Annotated in this window: 18 protein-coding genes; 13 read left to right on the forward strand and 5 right to left on the reverse strand. The window is 62.6% G+C overall.

Features of this window, described 5'->3' with window-relative positions:
• Position 1 precedes the first annotated feature (1 nt).
• Both cyoE and coxB read right to left on the reverse strand, forming a co-directional pair.
• Positions 2-943, reverse strand: a complete 942-nt coding sequence (gene cyoE, locus AC5STI_RS09265; protein WP_475046885.1) for a heme o synthase — start codon at positions 941-943, stop codon at positions 2-4.
• A 94-nt stretch (positions 944-1,037) separates the two neighbouring features.
• Positions 1,038-1,883, reverse strand: a complete 846-nt coding sequence (coxB, locus tag AC5STI_RS09270) for a cytochrome c oxidase subunit II (RefSeq protein WP_490399127.1) — start codon at positions 1,881-1,883, stop codon at positions 1,038-1,040.
• Between the two features lie 193 nt (positions 1,884-2,076).
• Between coxB and tldD the strand changes: the two genes are divergently transcribed.
• The 5 genes from tldD (at position 2,077) to AC5STI_RS09295 (ending at position 9,379) form a co-directional block, all read left to right on the forward strand.
• Positions 2,077-3,498, forward strand: a complete 1,422-nt coding sequence (gene tldD, locus AC5STI_RS09275; protein WP_495446464.1) for a metalloprotease TldD — start codon at positions 2,077-2,079, stop codon at positions 3,496-3,498.
• A 240-nt stretch (positions 3,499-3,738) separates the two neighbouring features.
• Complete coding sequence (gene dprA, locus AC5STI_RS09280; RefSeq protein ID WP_495446465.1) at positions 3,739-4,917, forward strand: DNA-processing protein DprA; 1,179 nt, start codon at positions 3,739-3,741, stop codon at positions 4,915-4,917.
• A gap of 130 nt (positions 4,918-5,047) precedes the next feature.
• On the forward strand, positions 5,048-7,696 hold the full coding sequence (topA, locus tag AC5STI_RS09285) for a type I DNA topoisomerase (protein ID WP_495446466.1): 2,649 nt from the start codon (positions 5,048-5,050) through the stop codon (positions 7,694-7,696).
• A gap of 348 nt (positions 7,697-8,044) precedes the next feature.
• Positions 8,045-8,749, forward strand: coding sequence for a CoA transferase subunit A (locus AC5STI_RS09290; protein ID WP_475046893.1), 705 nt, complete (start codon positions 8,045-8,047; stop codon positions 8,747-8,749).
• 3 nt (positions 8,750-8,752) lie between these two features.
• A complete protein-coding gene (locus AC5STI_RS09295; protein ID WP_490399123.1) occupies positions 8,753-9,379 on the forward strand; it encodes a CoA transferase subunit B in 627 nt (208 codons plus the stop codon).
• Positions 9,380-9,457: 78 nt separating this feature from the next.
• Here the strand turns inward: AC5STI_RS09295 and AC5STI_RS09300 are convergent, their stop codons facing one another.
• Positions 9,458-9,934, reverse strand: a complete 477-nt coding sequence (locus AC5STI_RS09300; RefSeq protein ID WP_495446467.1) for a hypothetical protein — start codon at positions 9,932-9,934, stop codon at positions 9,458-9,460.
• A gap of 186 nt (positions 9,935-10,120) precedes the next feature.
• Positions 10,121-10,243 (reverse strand): hypothetical protein, encoded by a 123-nt coding sequence (locus tag AC5STI_RS09305; RefSeq protein ID WP_475046899.1) that lies wholly within the window; start codon positions 10,241-10,243, stop codon positions 10,121-10,123.
• A 413-nt stretch (positions 10,244-10,656) separates the two neighbouring features.
• Here AC5STI_RS09305 and AC5STI_RS09310 point away from each other — a divergent pair, with 413 nt between their 5' ends.
• The gene (locus AC5STI_RS09310) at positions 10,657-11,226 is read left to right on the forward strand and encodes a TetR/AcrR family transcriptional regulator (protein WP_495446468.1); all 570 of its coding nucleotides are present in this window, start codon (positions 10,657-10,659) and stop codon (positions 11,224-11,226) included.
• Positions 11,227-11,237: 11 nt separating this feature from the next.
• On the opposite strand, the gene AC5STI_RS09315 is transcribed toward AC5STI_RS09310, so the two are convergent.
• Positions 11,238-11,996, reverse strand: coding sequence for a lytic transglycosylase domain-containing protein (locus tag AC5STI_RS09315; protein WP_495447751.1), 759 nt, complete (start codon positions 11,994-11,996; stop codon positions 11,238-11,240).
• A 403-nt stretch (positions 11,997-12,399) separates the two neighbouring features.
• Between AC5STI_RS09315 and AC5STI_RS09320 the strand changes: the two genes are divergently transcribed.
• The 7 genes from AC5STI_RS09320 to AC5STI_RS09350 all read left to right on the forward strand — a co-directional run bounded on the left by AC5STI_RS09320 (position 12,400) and on the right by AC5STI_RS09350 (position 17,998).
• A complete protein-coding gene (locus AC5STI_RS09320) occupies positions 12,400-12,591 on the forward strand; it encodes a Flp family type IVb pilin (RefSeq protein ID WP_475046903.1) in 192 nt (63 codons plus the stop codon).
• 300 nt (positions 12,592-12,891) lie between these two features.
• The gene (locus AC5STI_RS09325) at positions 12,892-13,083 is read left to right on the forward strand and encodes a Flp family type IVb pilin (protein ID WP_475046903.1); all 192 of its coding nucleotides are present in this window, start codon (positions 12,892-12,894) and stop codon (positions 13,081-13,083) included.
• An 84-nt stretch (positions 13,084-13,167) separates the two neighbouring features.
• On the forward strand, positions 13,168-13,344 hold the full coding sequence (locus AC5STI_RS09330; protein WP_475046905.1) for a hypothetical protein: 177 nt from the start codon (positions 13,168-13,170) through the stop codon (positions 13,342-13,344).
• A 144-nt stretch (positions 13,345-13,488) separates the two neighbouring features.
• Complete coding sequence (cpaB, locus tag AC5STI_RS09335; RefSeq protein WP_495446469.1) at positions 13,489-14,346, forward strand: Flp pilus assembly protein CpaB; 858 nt, start codon at positions 13,489-13,491, stop codon at positions 14,344-14,346.
• A gap of 215 nt (positions 14,347-14,561) precedes the next feature.
• Positions 14,562-15,968 (forward strand): type II and III secretion system protein family protein, encoded by a 1,407-nt coding sequence (locus AC5STI_RS09340; RefSeq protein WP_495446470.1) that lies wholly within the window; start codon positions 14,562-14,564, stop codon positions 15,966-15,968.
• Between the two features lie 15 nt (positions 15,969-15,983).
• Positions 15,984-16,613 carry an OmpA family protein gene (locus AC5STI_RS09345; RefSeq protein ID WP_495446471.1) on the forward strand — a complete coding sequence of 210 codons (630 nt, stop codon included), beginning with the start codon at positions 15,984-15,986 and terminating at the stop codon, positions 16,611-16,613.
• Positions 16,614-16,768: 155 nt separating this feature from the next.
• Positions 16,769-17,998: a CpaE/TadZ family protein gene (locus tag AC5STI_RS09350; protein ID WP_490399118.1), complete on the forward strand. Its 1,230-nt coding sequence runs from the start codon at positions 16,769-16,771 to the stop codon at positions 17,996-17,998.
• Positions 17,999-18,014 lie beyond the last annotated feature (16 nt).

The following is an 18,014-nucleotide window of genomic DNA, read 5'->3' on the forward strand; positions in this document are numbered from 1 at the left end:
GTTACCAGCCTCCCAGCCCATAGGGCTTCAGCAGCGCTTCGGCCAGGATCGCGCCGAAGTGCAGGAACAGATAGAGCAGCGACAGTTTGAAGAAGCTGCGCTCGACCTTGAAGTTGTCGGCCTCGGAATCGTCCTCGTCGCGGCGGGTGATCTTCCATGCGCCATGCAGGAACAGCGCGTTCATCACCAGCGCCGCGGCCAGGTAAAGCGGGCCGCCAATGCCGGAAAACGCGGTGCCGACGGCCAGCAGCGCCAGCAGCACGGTGTAGACCAGGATATGGACACGGGTGGCGCGGCGGCCATGGGTCACGGTCAGCATCGGCACGCCCGCGTCGTCGTAGTCAGAGCGCATGAACAGCGCCAGCGCCCAGAAATGCGGCGGCGTCCACATAAAGGTCAGCAGGAACATCAGCCAGGGCTCAACCGACATGGTGCCGGTGGCGGCAATCCAGCCGATGACCGGCGGGAAGGCCCCCGCGGCACCGCCGATGACGATATTCTGCGGCGTCGCCCGCTTGAGCCACATGGTGTAGACCACCACGTAGAAGAAGATGGTGAAGGCCAGGAACGCGCCGGCAAAGACGTTGGCGGCCAGCGCCAGCATGATCACCGACAGGCCCGACAGCGCCAGGCCGAGCGCCAGCGCTTCGCCTGGCTCGACCTTGCCTGCGGGGATCGGGCGGCCCTTGGTCCGCTTCATCACCTTGTCGATATCGGCGTCCCACCACATGTTCAGCGCACCGGAGGCGCCGCCGCCGATGGCGATGAAAAGGATGGCGCAGAAACCGACGACGGGATGCACGGAGACGGGTGCGGCCAGCAGCCCGACCAAAGCGGTGAACACCACCAGCGACATGACACGGGGTTTCAGCAGGGCGAAGTAATCGCCAAAGCTGGCCTCGTCCTCATATGCCCGGCTTGCGTTGATGCTTGCGTCGCTCATCTTGGGTCCTTTGGCGGCAACAGGTGCGCATCGCTGCGCACCCTGGTCTTGTCACTGCGGCAGACGGAGCGGCATGCGCCCCGCCTGCCAGCTATCAGTTGGAAGCAACCTGGTAGGCCTGCGGGATGCCCGCGTACTCTTCCTTGGCGCCTTCCAGCCAGGCGTCATACTCTTCCTGGGTCACGACCTTGACGGTGATCGGCATGTAGGCGTGGTCCTTGCCGCACAGCTCGGAGCACTGACCGAAGTAGATGCCTTCTTTGCCTTCATCGACCTTGAACCACAGCTGAGCCAGACGGCCCGGAACGCCGTCCTGCTTCACGCCGAAGGCCGGGATGGTCCAGGAGTGGATCACGTCCGCCGCGGTCACGTTCATCACGATGGTTTTGCCCGACGGCACGACAACGGCAGTGTCGGTGGCCAGCAGGTACTCGTCCTCGGCGTAACCGTTTGCAGCCAGGTCTTCCTTCGGCAGCAGGAAGCTTTCAAAGCCGAACTCGTGGTCGGTGTACTCATAGCCCCAGTACCACTGATAGCCGGTCACCTTGATGTTGATGTCGCCTTCGGGAATCTCCTGCTGGGCAAACAGCTGCGGCAGCGAGAAGGAGCCGATGAAGACCAGGATCAGGATCGGGATCACGGTCCAGGCAATCTCGATCGGGGTGTGGTGGGTGAACTTGGCCGGGGTCGGGTTGGCGCGGCGGTTGAACCGCAGGATCGCCCACAGCAGCAGGCCCGCAACGAACACGCAGATCACGGTGATGATCACCAGGATCATGTAGTCCAGGCGCTGCAGGCCTTCCGCCAGCGAGGTCGCCGCCGGCTGGAAGTTCAGTCCGCCGTCAACCGGCTTACCAATGGTTTCCAGACCTTCTTGCGCCATTGCTGGAAGGCTCGAAAGGCCGGCAAAAAGGCCCGAAAGCATCAAAGCGTTTTTCATGTTCTGTCCTGATCGGTTGATCGCATTTTTCTGCGGCAGCACGAATGGGGGGAATCAATGATTCCACAAAACGCACCAGCCCCGTTGTCTTTGACGCCGCTTAAAATCATATTCGGGCGTACAGATAAAGAGGCAGCCAAGCGTCAAACCGTCGCTTTCTTGATTTAGATCAAAAAAATCTGAGGACCGTGCCATGGAAAACCCAGCCTTCCGACCCTTTGAAACCGCGCTTCCGGAGGATGAGGCGCTGGCCACCCTGCGCGATGCGCTGAATGGTGCGGAGGACGGGGAGATCTTTGCCGAACGCCGCAAGTCGGAAGCCCTGTCCTTTGACGACGGGCGGCTGCGCAGCGCCAGCTATGATGCGTCTGAGGGCTTTGGTTTGCGGGCGGTTAACGGCGATGTCGCCGGGTATGCGCACTCCACCGATGTCTCGATCGCGTCGCTGAAGCGGGCGGCTGAGACAGCCAAGCTGGCCGTTGGAGAGGGCGGCGGCTCCTATTCGGACGCGCCGCAGGCGACCAACAAGAAGCTCTATACCGATGCCGATCCGATCAGCGCCATGCCGTTCCCGGTCAAGGTGGAGACGCTGCGCGAAATTGATGCCTATGCGCGTGATCTGGATCAACGCGTGGTGCAGGTTTCCGCGTCACTGGCCGCCTCGCTGCAGGAGGTGGAGATCCTGCGCGCTGACGGGGTGCGGGTGCGCGACACCCGCCCGATGGCGCGGCTCAATGTGTCGGTGATCGTGGAAAAGGACGGCCGCCGCGAAAGCGGCACCGCTGGCGGCGGCGGACGGCTGGGCCTCGACGGGCTGGTCGACCCCAAACACTGGCAGGCCCAGGTGCAGGAGGCGCTGCGGATTGCGCTGGTGAACCTGGACGCGGTCCCCGCCCCGGCGGGCGAAATGGACGTGGTGCTTGGACCGGGCTGGCCCGGCATCCTGCTGCACGAGGCGATCGGCCACGGCCTGGAGGGTGACTTCAACCGCAAGGGCTCGTCGGCCTTTGCCGGGCTGATGGGCCAGCAGATCGCGGCCAAGGGCGTGACCGTGCTGGATGACGGCACCATACCGGACCGGCGCGGCTCGATCACCGTCGATGACGAGGGCACGCCGAGCCAGAAAACCACCCTGATCGAGGACGGCATTCTGGTCGGCTTCATGCAGGACCGCCAGAACGCGCGGCTGATGGGCGTCTCCCCCACCGGCAACGGGCGGCGCCAAAGCTATGCCCATGCGCCGATGCCGCGGATGACCAACACCTACATGCTGGGCGGCAGCGCCGACCCCGGCGATCTGGTGGCCGGCATCAAGGACGGCATCTGGGCGGTGGGCTTTGGCGGCGGCCAGGTGGATATCACCAATGGCAAGTTCGTGTTCTCCTGCACCGAGGCCTACCGGGTGAAGGACGGCAAAGTCGGCGCACCGGTTAAGGGAGCCACGCTGATCGGCGACGGTGCCACTGCGCTCAAGCAGATTCGCGGCCTTGGCAATGACATGGCGCTGGACCCCGGCATGGGCAATTGCGGCAAGGCCGGGCAATGGGTTCCAGTGGGTGTCGGCCAGCCCTCGGTGCTGATGGGCGGGCTGACCGTGGGCGGATCGGCCGCCTGAATCAGTCCGCAAAAACTCGGCAAAATCATGATTCTGCCGCAAATTTCCGGGCCGGAAACCAGTGTTTCCGGCCTTTTCTACCGGAAGAAGAAGTCTTCGAACTCAGGCCGGATTGCAATTCTCCATTTGTTTTCGACACTTAGGAAAATTTTCAGGGTATTGGCCGAAAACTCTTTGCCGTTCACCAACTGTTAACCGGCAAAGGGTTAATTCTAATCCTGCAAACAGGCGGAGCTGCGGATGACTGAAGAAGCACATTCTTCCACTCACCCCCCACTCCCACCCACCACGGAAGACACTCAGTTTTCATGGCTTCGCCTGTTGCGCTCCAAGCGGGTCGGCCCGGTGACGTTTCACCGGCTGCTCGCTGAATACGGTTCAGCGCAGAACGCGCTGGATGCGCTGCCCGAAGTGGCACGCTCCGCAGGCATAAAAGGGTATGAAACGTGCCCTGCCAAAGCGGTGGACGCCGAAATTAAGGCCGCAAAAGCCGCCAAAGCGCGGCTTTTGTGCTTTTCGGACCCTGACTATCCCAAACTCCTTGCCGGGCTGAAGAATGCCCCGCCCCTGCTGTGGGCCATCGGCGACCTGTCTGTGCTGAGGCGCCCGATGGTTGCCATGGTCGGGGCGCGCAACGCGTCTTCTCTGGGGCTGCGGATGGCCCGGTCGCTGGCGCAGAACCTGGGGGAGGCAGGCTGCACCGTGGTTTCCGGCATGGCCCGCGGTGTCGATACCGCGGCGCATCAGGCATCGCTGAAATCCGGCACCATCGCAGTGCTGGCAGGTGGCGTTGACGTCATTTACCCGGCAGAAAACGCCAAGCTGGCCGAAGATATCTGCGAAACCGGCCTCCGGCTGTCGGAACAGCCCATGGGCCTGACACCGCAGGCGCGCGATTTTCCGAAACGCAACCGCATCATCGCCGGCATGTCCCGCGCCGTCGTGGTGGTGGAGGCAGCGGCGAAGTCCGGCAGCCTGATCACCGCCCAGGATGCGCTGGATTACGGGCGCGAGGTGCTGGCGGTGCCCGGCCATCCATTCGATGCCCGCAGCTCCGGCTGCAACCGGCTGATCCGGGACGGCGCCATGCTTGTGCGCGACGCCGCCGACGTTCTGGAGGCGCTGCCGCAGCAGGATCCGCTGCCGGCGCCTGCTGCGGCGGACAGCCTGCAAGAAGCCTTGGCGTGTCTGCCCCCGCCACCGCCCCAGCGGCGCAGCCTGGCGCAGACCAACGCCCTGCATCAGCAGATCCTGGGACGGCTGGGCCCCTCCCCCACCTCCGAGACCGAGCTGCTGCGCGACCTGTCCCTGCCGCCGCATGAGCTGGCGCCGGCGCTGACGGATCTGGAGCTTGACGGAGCGATCCGCCGCCAGCCGGGCGGGCTGCTGTCCAAGGCTTTCCCGGATGATGGCGATTGACCGCTAGGGCCGCGCAAACGGCAGGTTTGCCCCCGCGTCCAATGCACCCGGATTGACAATCGCCTCTTGCGCCCCACATGTTGCCCCGCCATAGAACCCGCAGAAGTGGTCCGAAGAGGTATCAGAATTTATGCCAGTAGTTGTTGTCGAATCCCCGGCCAAAGCAAAAACAATCAATAAATATCTTGGCTCCGACTATACGGTTCTGGCGTCTTACGGACACGTGCGCGACCTGCCGGCAAAAGATGGCTCGGTCGATCCGGACGCGGATTTCGGTATGACCTGGGAAGTCGCCAACGATTCCCGCAAGCACGTGAAAGCGATCGCCGATGCGCTGAAAGACGATAATGCGCTGATTCTCGCGACCGACCCCGACCGCGAGGGCGAGGCGATCAGCTGGCATTTGCAGGAAGCGCTCACCAAGCGGCGTTCGATCAAGAAGGACACCGCCGTGAGCCGGGTGACCTTCAACGCGATCACCAAGGAAGCGGTGACCGAGGCGATGCGCAACCCACGCCAGGTCGACATGCCGCTGGTCGAGGCGTATCTGGCACGCCGGGCGCTGGATTATCTGGTGGGCTTCAACCTGTCGCCGGTGCTGTGGCGCAAACTGCCTGGCGCGCGTTCGGCGGGCCGGGTGCAATCGGTCTGCCTGCGCCTGATCGTCGAGCGCGAGATGGAGATCGAGGCCTTCAACCCGCAGGAATACTGGTCCGTGCGCGCTCAGCTGGCGACCCCGCGCGGCCAGGAGTTCGAGGCGCGCTTGACCGTGCTGGGCGGCGAAAAGCTCGACAAATACAGCCTCAAGAATTCTACCGCAGCCGAGCTGGCGGTTCAGGCCGTAGCCTCGCGCAGCCTCAAGGTACTGTCGGTCGAGGCCAAGCCTGCGGCCCGCAACCCCTCCGCGCCCTTCATGACCTCCACCCTGCAGCAGGAGGCCAGCCGCAAATTCGGCATGGGCGCGCGCCAGACCATGAACGCAGCGCAGCGGCTCTATGAGGCGGGCTACATCACCTATATGCGGACCGACGGCATCGACATGGCGCCGGAAGCCGTGCAGGAGGCCCGCGCCGAGATCGAGAAGCGCTACGGCGCCGAATATGTCCCCTCCTCGCCGCGGATCTATAAGAACAAGGCCAAGAACGCCCAGGAAGCGCACGAATGTATCCGCCCGACGGACATGAGCCGCGATGCCAAGGCGCTGAAGGTGACCGACGACGATCAGCGCAAGCTCTATGACTTGATCTGGAAGCGGACGCTCTCGTGCCAGATGGAAGGCGCGCGGCTGGAGCGCACCACCGTCGATATCGGATCGGACGACCAGCAGGTCGTGCTGCGCGCAACCGGCCAGGTGGTGCTGTTTGACGGCTTCATGCGTGTGTATGAGGAAGGCCGCGATGACGTCGCGGACGAGGACGACAAGCGCCTGCCGCAGATCATGGAAGGCGAGGCGATGAAGTTCGCCTCCTCGCTGGCGGCGCAGGCCGAAAAGGCCGGCAAGGACGCCTCCGTCCTGTCTGAAGACGGCGCGGTGCTGGCGCTGCAGCACCACACCCAGCCGCCGCCGCGCTATACCGAGGCGACGCTGGTCAAACGCATGGAAGAGTTGGGCATCGGCCGCCCCTCGACCTATGCGTCCGTGATCACCACAATCCAGGACCGCGAATACGTCCGCAAGGAAAAGAACCGCCTGTTCCCCGAGGACAAGGGCCGGATCGTCACGATCTTCCTCCTGAATTTCTTCCGCAAATATGTAGGGTACGAGTTCACCGCAAACCTGGAAGAAGAGCTGGACGACGTGAGTGCCGGCGACCGGGATTACAAGGATCTCCTGGGCAAGTTCTGGCGCGATTTCTCCGCCGCTATTGCCGAGACATCCGAGCTGCGTATCACCGAAGTGCTGGATGTTTTGGATGACGCTCTGGCGCCCCAGCTGTACCCGCCGCGCGAGGATGGCGCCGATCCGCGCATCTGCCCGAAATGCGGCCAGGGCCAGTTGCACCTGAAGACCTCGCGCACCGGCGGCTTTGTCGGTTGCGGCAACTACCCTGAGTGCAACTACACCCGCCCGATTTCCGGCGAAGGCGCCGAAGGTTATGAGCGCGTCCTGGGAGAGGATGACGGCGACGAGATCCACCTGAAATCGGGGCGGTTCGGGCCTTACGTGCAGCGCGGCGAAGCCACGCCCGAGAACAAAAAGCCGCCGCGTTCCTCGCTGCCAAAGCAGGGCAAGGACTTCCTGCCGGGCTGGGGCCCGAATGAGATCACCCTGGAGCAGGCCCTGACCCTTCTGACTCTGCCGCGCGAAATCGGGCAGCATCCGGACGGCGGTGCAATTCAGTCCAACTTGGGACGGTTCGGTCCCTACATTGCGCATCAGCTGCCCGATGAGGAAAAGCCGGTTTATGTGAACCTCAAGGAGACGCTGGACGTCTTTGAGATCGGCATGAACCGGGCGGTTGAGATGCTGGCGGAGAAGCGCGCCAACCCCGGCCGCCGTGGCAGCCGCGCGGCTGCCAAGCCACTGAAGGAGCTGGGCGAGCACCCCGAAAGCGGCGGCGCGGTCAATATCATGGACGGTCGCTATGGGCCTTACGTCAAATGGGAGAAGGTGAACGCCACCCTGCCCAAGGACGTGGAGCCAAAGGACGTGACCATGGAAATGGCGGTTGAGCTGATTTCCGAGAAAGCGTCCAAGGGCGGCAAGAAGAAAGCCGCCGCCAAAAAAACCGCGGCCAAGAAGAAAGCCGCCCCGAAGAAGGCCGCCGCCAAGGAGTGACCGGACCGGCGCGCTCCCGCCGGCTCCGGGCGCATCGGCATGCGCCCTCCCCGTTGGGCCCAGCGCCGCTAACGCGGCGCGGGCTGCCCTTCAATCCCCTTGTGTTCTGCACTGGCAGATGCCGTTTAAGGGCAAACCTGTCCTGAAACGGCATCTCAGCCAATCCCCCTTTCGCCGCGCAGCGGCGCCCCCCCCCAAAGGTGACGGCGTCAATGCCGCAGGCAGAGGCGCCGGGAAGGCGCGGGAGCGCCCCCCCTCCGTAGAAATACGCACACTTCTCCGTATCGTTGACTTGTGCCCGCCCCGGCGTCAGAACCACTGTCAAACGGTAGTTGTTGGGAGAACTCCATGAAAAAGGTTTACGCCAACGCCGCCGAAGCGCTCGACGGGCTGCTTCACGACGGCATGCTTATCGCCGCGGGGGGCTTTGGCCTCTGCGGCATCCCCGAACTTCTTTTGCAGGCAATCAAGGACGCAGGCACCAAGGATCTGACCTTTGCCTCCAACAATGCCGGCGTCGACGATTTCGGCATCGGCATCCTGCTGCAGACCAAGCAGGTGAAGAAGATGATCTCCTCCTATGTGGGCGAGAACGCGGAATTCATGCGCCAGTACCTGTCGGGTGAGCTGGAGCTGGAATTCAACCCCCAAGGCACCCTGGCCGAGCGCATGCGCGCCGGCGGCTGCGGCATTCCGGGCTTTTACACCAAAACCGGTGTCGGCACCGTGATCGCCGAGGGCAAGGAGCACAAGGACTTCAACGGCGAGACTTACATCCTGGAGGAAGGCATCTTTGCCGATCTCTCCATCGTCAAGGCCTGGAAGGCGGATGACACCGGCAACCTGATCTTCCGCAAGACCGCCCGCAACTTCAATCCGCCTGCTGCCATGTGCGGCAAGATCTGCGTGGCGGAAGTGGAGGAAATCGTGCCCCGCGGCGAGCTTGACCCCGACCAGATCCACCTGCCGGGCATCTACGTGCACCGCATCATCCAGGGCGCGCACGAGAAGCGCATCGAGCAGCGCACCACCCGCAAGCGTGAGGAGGCTTAAACCATGGCTTGGGACCGCAACCAAATGGCCGAGCGCGCCGCGCAGGAACTGGACGACGGCATGTATGTGAACCTCGGCATCGGCATTCCGACGCTGGTGGCGAACTATGTGGGCGACAAGGACATCACCCTGCAGTCGGAGAACGGCATGCTGGGCATGGGCCCCTTCCCCTATGAGGGCGAGGAGGATCCGGACCTGATCAACGCGGGCAAGCAGACCATCACCGAGCTGGCGCGCACCTCCTATTTCGACAGCGCCACGTCCTTCGGTATGATCCGCGGCGGCAAGATCGCGGCCGCGATCCTGGGCGCAATGGAAGTCGATGAGAAAGGCGACCTGGCGAACTGGATGATCCCGGGCAAGCTGGTCAAGGGTATGGGCGGCGCCATGGATCTGGTCGCAGGCGTCGGCCGCGTGATCGTGGTGATGGACCACACCAACAAGCATGGCGACAGCAAGGTGCTGAAGGAATGCACCCTGCCGCTCACCGGCAAGGGCGTGGTCGACCGCATCATCACCAACCTGGGCGTTCTGGATGTTGTCGATGGCGGGCTGAAGATTGTCGAACTGGCCGAGGGTGTCAGCGAAGAGGAACTGCGCAGCTCCACTGAGGCCACCATCGTCGGCTGATCTTGGAGTAGAGCTGACTGGCAAAAGAGGCCCGCCGGATACCGGCGGGTCTTTTCTTGTCGCGGGTCGTCATAGCGGTCACGCCCCGGCGGCTGCCCCTGGACGCGGACGCGGCCGCAGCGTGTGCCAGACGGCGCCTTCCTGCGGGTTCACGATCTCCCACATGTAGACGCGCTTATCGTGCCAATTGACAATCTTTTCCCGCCCGTCTTCGAACACTACCACGCAATAGCTGCCATCGGCCGGGTCGCAACTGTCACGGCCCAGCAAGGTGACGATGACCGGGTCCACAAGATTGCTCTTGAACAGAACCATCGCCTTGGTCTGCTTGCCGGAGACGTAGAGGGCCCCTGCAAACAGCGCCGCCGCCAGCAGGATGAACCCCACACCAGAGAAGTTCCGGAACGGATTGAACTCCGCCAACTGCGGCCCGAAGGCGGCAAAGACCATGCGCCCGAAAAAACCGATGAACGCCAGCAGGGCGAATAACAGAAACTTCCCATTAAGGCTTTGCGCGCCCACGGCAATTTCCGATGGGTTAAATCCCAAATCCAAATCATTTTCTCCAAAAATTTAAGCTAAAAAATATGCTTCAGGCCACCATACCGGCGGCCCGGGGCAGATGGCAGGCTTTTTGCAAAAAAACTCCGTTAATCGGGCCGCTGCGAACCTCTGCTCGGCAGATCATCCACTGCACCGGTTCGCTTCAGAGGCTCCGTTAGCTTAAGCAACTGCTCAGCTTCAGCCGCCGCTCGGGACTTGGATAGCGTCCGCCCCAGCGGGCGCGCGCGGCAGTGTCACCGGCAGCAGAACGCCGCCGGCAAGAACAGCGGCCAGTGCCGCCATGAGAATATCCCGTTTCATGGGTGAGCCCCCGCGCAACGGCGCGCGCAATTCATCGCCGGCTGTCTGATCATGCCTTGGTCCCTCCTGCACTGAATTGCACGCCGGTGCCGGAGGCCTCATTCGGTCGTGTCCCCGCGTCCGGTGCCGTCAGCGCAGCAGCAATGCAGGCAGCCAGTATCACCGGCCCGAACGGTGAAGCCATCGGTTTGAAAAGACGTCTCATTCCAGTTCCCCTAACAAAGTGTACCGATCTGTAAACTCACCTCAGCAAAGTGTACCGATCGGTACTTTTAATCAAGGAAATTTTCACCCGCCCAAGGCTGAAGAGCGGCGTCTGGCCCTAACGCCCTTGTGTTACGGCAAAAATTATTTTGATTTGCCGCGCGATCCCGACGTCAATATGTACCGAACGGTACACCTGAGGACGAATCATGCGCCCCAACAAGCGAGACGAACTGGTCAGCAATGCCCTGGAGGTCTTTTACCGAAACGGGTTCCACGCAACGGGTATGGACATGCTGGTCAAGGAAACCGGCATCTCCAAGACCTCGATCTACAAGCACTTCCGCACCAAGGACGACCTGATTATTGCCGTGCTGCGCCTGCGGGACGATAATTTCCGCAGTTGGCTGTTCAGCCGGATGGAGGCATTATCTGACACTCCGGCCGGGCAGCTGCTTGCGGTTTTCACCGCTCTTGGCGAATGGTTCGGAAAGCCGGAATTTGCAGGCTGCATGTTTATTAAAGCCAGCGCCGAGTTCCAGAGCCGGACTCATCCGGTGTATCAGCAGTCTACGGAGCACAAGCAACTGCTGCTGGAGCATTTCACCGGCTTGGCCAAAGCAGCCGATGCGCCCGCCCCCGCAGGACTGGCCCGTCAGCTTTTGACATTGAAGGAAGGCGCAATCGTTCTGGCGGCCATGTCGGTGACCCCGGATCCGGCTGGGGACGCGCGGGACACCGCCCGGATGCTGCTGCAGCCCTATCTGGCGGAGGGCTGAACCGGGCCGGGCTAGTTCATCACTCGGAACACGCAGCCGTCCGAAATCAGCTGCGGCGGGGTCAGGCAAAGGCCGCGGGCCACCTGATAGGCGGCCAGGACCTTTGGCACGTAATCGCGGGTTTCGGCAAACGGCGGCACGCCCTGGTGGCTGCGCACCGCGCCCTCGCCTGCATTGTATCCGGCCAGCACCAGAATCGGGTCGCCGCCGAATTCCCCCATCAGCCAGTCGAGATAGCGGATGCCGCCCGAAATGTTCTGATGCGCTTCCAGAGCGTCCGTCACGCCAAATCGCGCCGCGGTGTCCGGCATCAGCTGCATCAGCCCCTGGGCGCCGGTGGAGCTGACGGCATCTGCCTTGCCCGCGGATTCGACAGCGATCACTGCCAGCACCAAAGCAGGCGAGACCTGGGTGCTGGCGCTTTCGGTCAGGATCTGGATTCCGCGGGTCTGGGCGATTTCCTGCATCAGCTGCAGCCGCGGAGCTGCAAGCCCCTTGGCCCCCGCCAGCGCCTGCAGGGCATCGTCCAGACGGCCCGGCCCGCTCTGCTCCAAACCGGGGGAAATCTTGTCCCAGAACCATCCGTAGCGTCCGGCGGGCTGCGCGGCATCGTCTACCAGATCCGGCAACGGAGCGGCGGCTTCCGTTTGCGGTTCCGGCTCGATTTGCACTGTAATACGCTTGCTGGCCCCGGGTGCCGGCGGTTTGACCCGCTTTGCCTCAAACTGGGGGAACGGCTCCTGCGGCGCGTCCTGCCCCCAGGCCGCCATGGGCACGGCATAGGCTGCCAGTGCCAATATCGCGTTACGGAATGCCAATGTTCTGCCTGCCAGAGGTTTTTTGTCCGCTCAGACTCGGAAAATAGCTTCTGAAAACCAGGCTTGGCCCCCAGAATCTGGCGCAATCGCCATAATTCCCTGTGCCTGGCGCGGAAATGCCACGCGGCCCAACGCGGTAACAAAAAATTAATCCAGCAAAATCAATCAGGTGCCGAAATTCTTGCTGAAAAGTAAAATTGGGGCGGCAATTTCCGGCTTTCAGCCCAAATCCTGCCACGCTGGGCTGGCTATATAAGCTCATCCAAGCCGGACAGAGGTCAAGCAGGTGAGAGAGCGGACCCTGGCGAGAAGGCGGGATAAAGCAAATTCTGAGATCCTTTGGAGGGACCAAGCCATGATCAAATTCTTCAAAAACTTCCGCAAAGACGAATCCGGCGCCGTGACCGTTGACTGGGTTGTTCTGACCGCAGCCGTTGCTGCTCTGGGCGGCGTTGTCTACACCGCCATCCAGGACGGTGCATCCGACCTGGCCAGCAACACCAACACCTTCATGGACGGCAAAAACCCGAACGGCAGCGGCACCTAAGCTACGCTGCACAGCATTTGCCTGAGCATTGGCCGCCCTGTTCGCAGGGCGGCCGTTTTGCTGTTTGCGGGTATTCGCCGCCCCCGCCAGAACGGACAGCCGCAACGCAGGACTGCCTTGGAAAACTCTTTTACCGCTTTCCGCACTATTGGGCGAAAAGCACAGTATTACGCCCAATTAACGCCCCATTCATAAAGCTTAATGGACTCATCAACCGGCGGGCAGGCCAGAAGGAGAGAGCTGGCCAGACTGCCCGGCGGACCAGATACAGCATTTAAGTTTCCTTGGAGGGACCAAGCCATGATCAAATTCTTCAAAAACTTCCGCAAAGACGAATCCGGCGCCGTGACCGTTGACTGGGTTGTGCTGACCGCAGCCGTTGCTGCTCTGGGCGGCGTTGTCTACACCGCCATCCAGGACGGTGCATCCGACCTGGCCAGCAACACCAACACCTTCATGGACGGCAAAAACCCGAACGGCAGCGGCACCTAAAAAGCTGGCCTGAGAATGCTGTGCCTTGGTCCTGCCAGGGCACAGCTGCATCCCAAGTTTCCGTTTCTTAGTGAGGCGCAGGTCATGAAAAAACTAAGCTCCTACCTTACAGACGAAGACGGTGCGATAACTGTCGATTGGGTGATTTTGAGCGCAGCGGCTGTTGCTATGGCAGCGCTGATTGCAGGCTCCGTCGGGGACGGCGGATTGAGCCTGGCAAACGGGATCGCTTCGTTCATGCGAAACTGGTCGTTCAGCTGAGGCGCGTGATTGGCGGGCCCTGTCAGGCCGCGCCAAGGCGCCGTCACAAAACCGGCAGAAGCCGGCAGTTTTCAGGCAAATTGAGATATCCAGCAGCCGGTTCCGATCACGGAACACCGGCTCAAGTTGATGAGAGGTAACACAATGCGGGCAGTTTTCGGACTTGTGCTGATTGTCGGTGTAGCCCTCGCCGGCGGTGCCGTGATGATGGCCAAGAACTACATCTCGGCCTATCAAAATGAACTTGCGCGCGAGCGCGCAGCCCGCGCTGAGGCGGTGCCGACGGTGGATGTGTTTGTCGCCACCAAACCGCTGAAATACGGCGAGCGCCTGTCCAAGGACGCAGTGCGCGCCGTGCGCTGGCCGCAGAACGCTATCCCCGAGGGCGCCTTTACCACCCTCGACGCATTGTTCCCGCCCCAAAACAGCGAGAAGCTGCGGGTGGTGCTGCGCGCCATGGAGAAGGATGAGGCGGTGATGGCCATCAAGGTCACCGCCCCCGGCGAAGATGCCGGCATCACCTCGCGGCTGCAGCGCGGCATGCGGGCCTTTGCGATCAAGGTGGACGTGTCCTCCGGCGTCTCGGGCTTTCTGCGCCCCGGTGACAAGGTGGACGTCTATTGGACCGGCATGATGCCCGGCGCCAGCGGCTCACGCGGGGAAGTCACACGGCTGATCCAGACCAATGTGGAACTGGTGGCAGTCGACCAAAGCGCTGGCGGCGACATAAACGAGGCTATCATTGCACGCACCGTCACCGTTGCTGTCCGGCCTGAACAGGTGGCGGCCCTGGCTCAAGCCCAGACCACCGGACGGCTGTCCCTGGCCCTGGTGGGTGCAGGCGATGACACCATCGCTTCTGTGGTGGAAGTTGACCAGCGAACGCTGCTGGGTTTGGGGGCTTTGGAAGCTCCGCAAGAGGTGGAAAAGGAAAAGGTTTGCACCATCCGGACCCGCCGCGGTGCTGAGGTTGTGGAAATCCCGATCCCTTGCACCAACTGAAAAACACCTGTTCGCACAGACCCTTAACAGGTTCAGCCGCCTCTTCCATGCGAAGGGCGGCTGTTTTGTCTGTTGCGCAAGCTCCACATCGGCGCCCCCTCAGGAAAGGCCCCGAAGCCTTTGATTCTTGCAATATTTCGGGATCTGCACCACAGTGCCCGAAAGAGCGGTCGAAAAGACCCGGATTTTGAGGCGTGATCGGAAAGGCAGGTCACATGGCAATTCGACGGTTCGTGGCGGCGGCCCTGATGGGGCTATCGCTTATTGGCATGCCGCAGGCAGATGGGGCCTGGGCGCAGTCCTTGCGCGTGGTGAAAAAGGGCACGGCGGCGACGCTCGACGTGCCGATGAACCGTGCAGTGGTTGTGGAAAGCGAAATCCCCTTTGCCGAGCTGAGCATCGCCAATCCCAGCATTGCCGACATCTCGTCTTTGTCCGATCGCACCATTTACGTTCTGGGCAAGTCCCCGGGCCTGACGACGCTGACGCTGCTCGACGGCTCCGGCCGCCTGATCACCAACGTTGACGTGCGGGTGGCCGCCGATGTCACCGAATTCAAGCAGCGCCTGCGCCAGATTCTGCCGAATGAAAAGATCGAAGTACGGACCGCCAATGATGGCATCGTCCTTTCCGGCACCGTGTCCAGTTCGGCACGGCTGCAGCGGGCGCTGGACCTGGCTGAGCGCTATGCCCCGGAGCGCGTCAGCAACCTGATGTCGGTGGGCGGCGTGCAGCAAGTGATGCTCAAAGTCCGCTTTGCCGAAATGCAGCGCTCAGTGTCTAAATCGCTGAGCGCCTCTCTGGGCTTCAACGGCGGCACCGGCAACGGCCGCACCGGCGGCGTCAACACGCTGAACACCTCCGGCGCCCTGGCCAACTCGCTGGCCGGCAACATCCCTGCGGCCAACGAAAACACCGGCGCCTTCCTGTTCGGCTTTAATGCAGGTTCCGTCCAGGTCAGCCTGCTGCTGGAGGCGCTGGAACAAAAGGGCGTTGTCCGCACCTTGGCCGAACCCAACCTCTCCGCCCTCTCGGGGCAGGAAGCGAAATTCCTGGCCGGCGGCGAATACCCGGTCCCGGTCGCCCAGGAAGGCGGCGTGATCACCATCGAATTCAAACCCTTCGGGATCGAGCTGAACTTCATCCCGCGTGTGGTTGACGGCGATCTGATCAATCTGGAACTGAACGCCGCAGTCTCTGCGATCGACCCGTCCAATTCGCTGGAACTCAGCGGCCTGACCATCGACGCCTTCTCCCGCCGCGAGACCTCTACCACGGTGGAAATGCGCGACGGCGAAAGCTTCGCAATTGCGGGGCTGATCCGCGACGAATTCCTCGACAACTCCTCGCAGCTGCCTTGGCTGGGTGACGTGCCGGTGCTGGGCGCGCTGTTCCGCAGCGCCGACTACCAGCGCGAGCAGACCGAACTGGTGATCATCGTCAGCGCCCATCTGGTGACACCCACCCGCGGCGAGGCGCTGACCCTGCCGACCGACCGTGTGGCCCCGCCCAGCGAGAAGGATCTGTTCCTGTTCGGGCGCACGTCGCGCAACCGGGCCGGGCCTGCCGCCGAGGTCGCCAAGCAGGATTTCAACGGCTCTTACGGCTACGTGCTGGACTGATAGGGAGTGGCACAGATGATCAGAACCGCTGCAATTCTCGGCCTCCTCCTGACCGCCGCCGCCTGCGAGCAGGAAGCCGGACGCGAGTTGAACCGCAAGGGAACCTTTGGCGAAGCCACCCTCAACAACGCGGCGGTGATGAGCGGCGAGCGCAGCTTTGCCATCCAGCTGGCCGGCCGGTTCGCCCAGGAAGTGCCCACCACCATCACCTTTGACTTTGACAGCGCCCGGCTTGACCAGACCGCACGAACGGTGCTGGACCAGCAGGCGCATTGGATCCGGCAGTTCCCCGAGGTGCGGTTCCGCGTCTTCGGCCACACCGATGCGGTGGGCAGCAACGCCTACAACCGCGCGCTTGGCTTGCGCCGGGCCCGGGCGGCAGTGAATTACCTGGTATCCCGCGGCATCAGCCGCAGCCGTCTGGAAGCGGTGATCTCGCACGGGGAAACCCAACCGCTGATCCCGACGCCTGAACGCGAACGCCGCAACCGCCGCACCGTGACTGAGGTCAGCGGCTTCCTCAAGCGCCACCCGTCGGTGCTGGACGGCAAATATGCCCAGATCATCTACCGCGAGTATCTGGAAAGCGCGATTCCTGGCACCACCCTGACCCAGCAGAAGTCGCTGGAGCGCACCCTGCAATAAGCCCGCCGCGCTGGCGGGTGGTTACGAAGTAGTAACAATTCCCCATATTTGGGGATTTTTGGCCCCAATATCGCCTAGATTGCCACCGACATTGTTTCCAAGAGGCGGACTGTGCCCATGGCCCGGTTCCGCCCATGTGAACAAGGATGATGGCGATGAGCAGCGGTATGCCGCAAACAGAGACACCTGCAATTGTTGCCTGCACGATCAGCCGCGATGTGCAGAACTTCGACCTCCTGATCGAAGACATGGAAGCCGCATTGGGAGAAGCCTGGGGCGATCTGGGCTTTACCGAGGCGCTGGCCTTCTTCGGCCAGACCGAGGCGGAGCCGCTGCAGTTCGTCGCTCTGGCCATCGACAGCGCCGACGAGGGCGACTTGCCGCTGATGGGCGAGATCATCACCCAGGCCAAGGCGCGCGGTATCAAGGTGATCCTGATTGCCGAGGATGTGACCCCGGCCGCGCTGCACACGCTGCTGCGCCAGGGCGCGGATGAGTTTGTCCCCTACCCTCTGCCCGAGCAGGAGCTGCAAGCGGCCATCGAACGGCTGCAGGCGCCGCCCCCGGCAGTGGAGCAGAACCCGCACCAGCTGCAATCCGGCAGCCAGCGCGAAGGCGCGGTGATCGTCTGCCACGGGCTCGCAGGCGGCACCGGCTCGACCACAATGGCCGTCAACCTGGCCTGGGAACTCGCCGCGCTCAGCGAACGCGAGGAGCCCAGCGTCTGCCTGCTGGATCTGGACCTGCAGCATGGCTCGGTCTCGACCTACCTGGACCTGCCCCGCCGCGAGGTGGTGATGGAAATGCTCAGCGAGTCCGAAAGCATGGACGAGGACCTGTTCGGCCAGGCGCTGCTGCCGTTCCAGGAGAAGCTGCAGGTTCTGACCGCACCCTCGGAAATGGTGCCGCTTGACCTGTTGTCGCCCGAAGACATCGCCCGGGTTATCGAAATGGCGCGCAGCCATTTCGACTTTGTCGTCATCGACATGCCGCACACGCTGGTGCAGTGGACCGAAACAGTGCTCAATACGGCGCACGTATATTTCGCCTTGATCGAACTGGATATGCGGTCTGCCCAGAACGCTCTGCGGATGAAACGGGCCCTGCAGTCGGAGGACCTGCCCTTCGAAAAGCTGCGCTTTGCCCTGAACCGGGCGCCGAAATTCACAGATCTTGCCGGCAAAAGCCGGGTCAAACGGATGGCAGAATCCCTCAGCATCTCCATCGACCTGCAGCTGCCCGACGGCGGCAAGCAGGTTCTGCAGAGCTGCGACCACGGGCTGCCGCTGGCCGTTTCGGCAGCGAAAAATCCCTTGCGCAAGGAAATCGCCAAGCTCGCGGCCTCGCTTCATGCGCTGGGCCGAAGCGAAGCAGAAGCCGCCTGAGCGGCCTGAACTGGGG

The sequence above is a fragment of the Leisingera sp. CC-HEC096 genome, from assembly GCF_059429235.1.

What these genes read in the sequence shown, in the direction of transcription:
- cyoE (WP_475046885.1), bottom strand. Translation starts at nt 943, where the DNA reads ATGAGCGACGCAAGCATCAACGCAAGCCGGGCATATGAGGACGAGGCC.
- coxB (WP_490399127.1), bottom strand. Translation starts at nt 1,883, where the DNA reads ATGAAAAACGCTTTGATGCTTTCGGGCCTTTTTGCCGGCCTTTCGAGC.
- tldD (WP_495446464.1), top strand. Translation starts at nt 2,077, where the DNA reads ATGGAAAACCCAGCCTTCCGACCCTTTGAAACCGCGCTTCCGGAGGAT.
- dprA (WP_495446465.1), top strand. Translation starts at nt 3,739, where the DNA reads ATGACTGAAGAAGCACATTCTTCCACTCACCCCCCACTCCCACCCACC.
- topA (WP_495446466.1), top strand. Translation starts at nt 5,048, where the DNA reads ATGCCAGTAGTTGTTGTCGAATCCCCGGCCAAAGCAAAAACAATCAAT.
- AC5STI_RS09290 (WP_475046893.1), top strand. Translation starts at nt 8,045, where the DNA reads ATGAAAAAGGTTTACGCCAACGCCGCCGAAGCGCTCGACGGGCTGCTT.
- AC5STI_RS09295 (WP_490399123.1), top strand. Translation starts at nt 8,753, where the DNA reads ATGGCTTGGGACCGCAACCAAATGGCCGAGCGCGCCGCGCAGGAACTG.
- AC5STI_RS09305 (WP_475046899.1), bottom strand. Translation starts at nt 10,243, where the DNA reads ATGAAACGGGATATTCTCATGGCGGCACTGGCCGCTGTTCTTGCCGGC.
- AC5STI_RS09310 (WP_495446468.1), top strand. Translation starts at nt 10,657, where the DNA reads ATGCGCCCCAACAAGCGAGACGAACTGGTCAGCAATGCCCTGGAGGTC.
- AC5STI_RS09315 (WP_495447751.1), bottom strand. Translation starts at nt 11,996, where the DNA reads ATGGCGGCCTGGGGGCAGGACGCGCCGCAGGAGCCGTTCCCCCAGTTT.
- AC5STI_RS09320 (WP_475046903.1), top strand. Translation starts at nt 12,400, where the DNA reads ATGATCAAATTCTTCAAAAACTTCCGCAAAGACGAATCCGGCGCCGTG.
- AC5STI_RS09325 (WP_475046903.1), top strand. Translation starts at nt 12,892, where the DNA reads ATGATCAAATTCTTCAAAAACTTCCGCAAAGACGAATCCGGCGCCGTG.
- AC5STI_RS09330 (WP_475046905.1), top strand. Translation starts at nt 13,168, where the DNA reads ATGAAAAAACTAAGCTCCTACCTTACAGACGAAGACGGTGCGATAACT.
- cpaB (WP_495446469.1), top strand. Translation starts at nt 13,489, where the DNA reads ATGCGGGCAGTTTTCGGACTTGTGCTGATTGTCGGTGTAGCCCTCGCC.
- AC5STI_RS09340 (WP_495446470.1), top strand. Translation starts at nt 14,562, where the DNA reads ATGGCAATTCGACGGTTCGTGGCGGCGGCCCTGATGGGGCTATCGCTT.
- AC5STI_RS09345 (WP_495446471.1), top strand. Translation starts at nt 15,984, where the DNA reads ATGATCAGAACCGCTGCAATTCTCGGCCTCCTCCTGACCGCCGCCGCC.
- AC5STI_RS09350 (WP_490399118.1), top strand. Translation starts at nt 16,769, where the DNA reads ATGAGCAGCGGTATGCCGCAAACAGAGACACCTGCAATTGTTGCCTGC.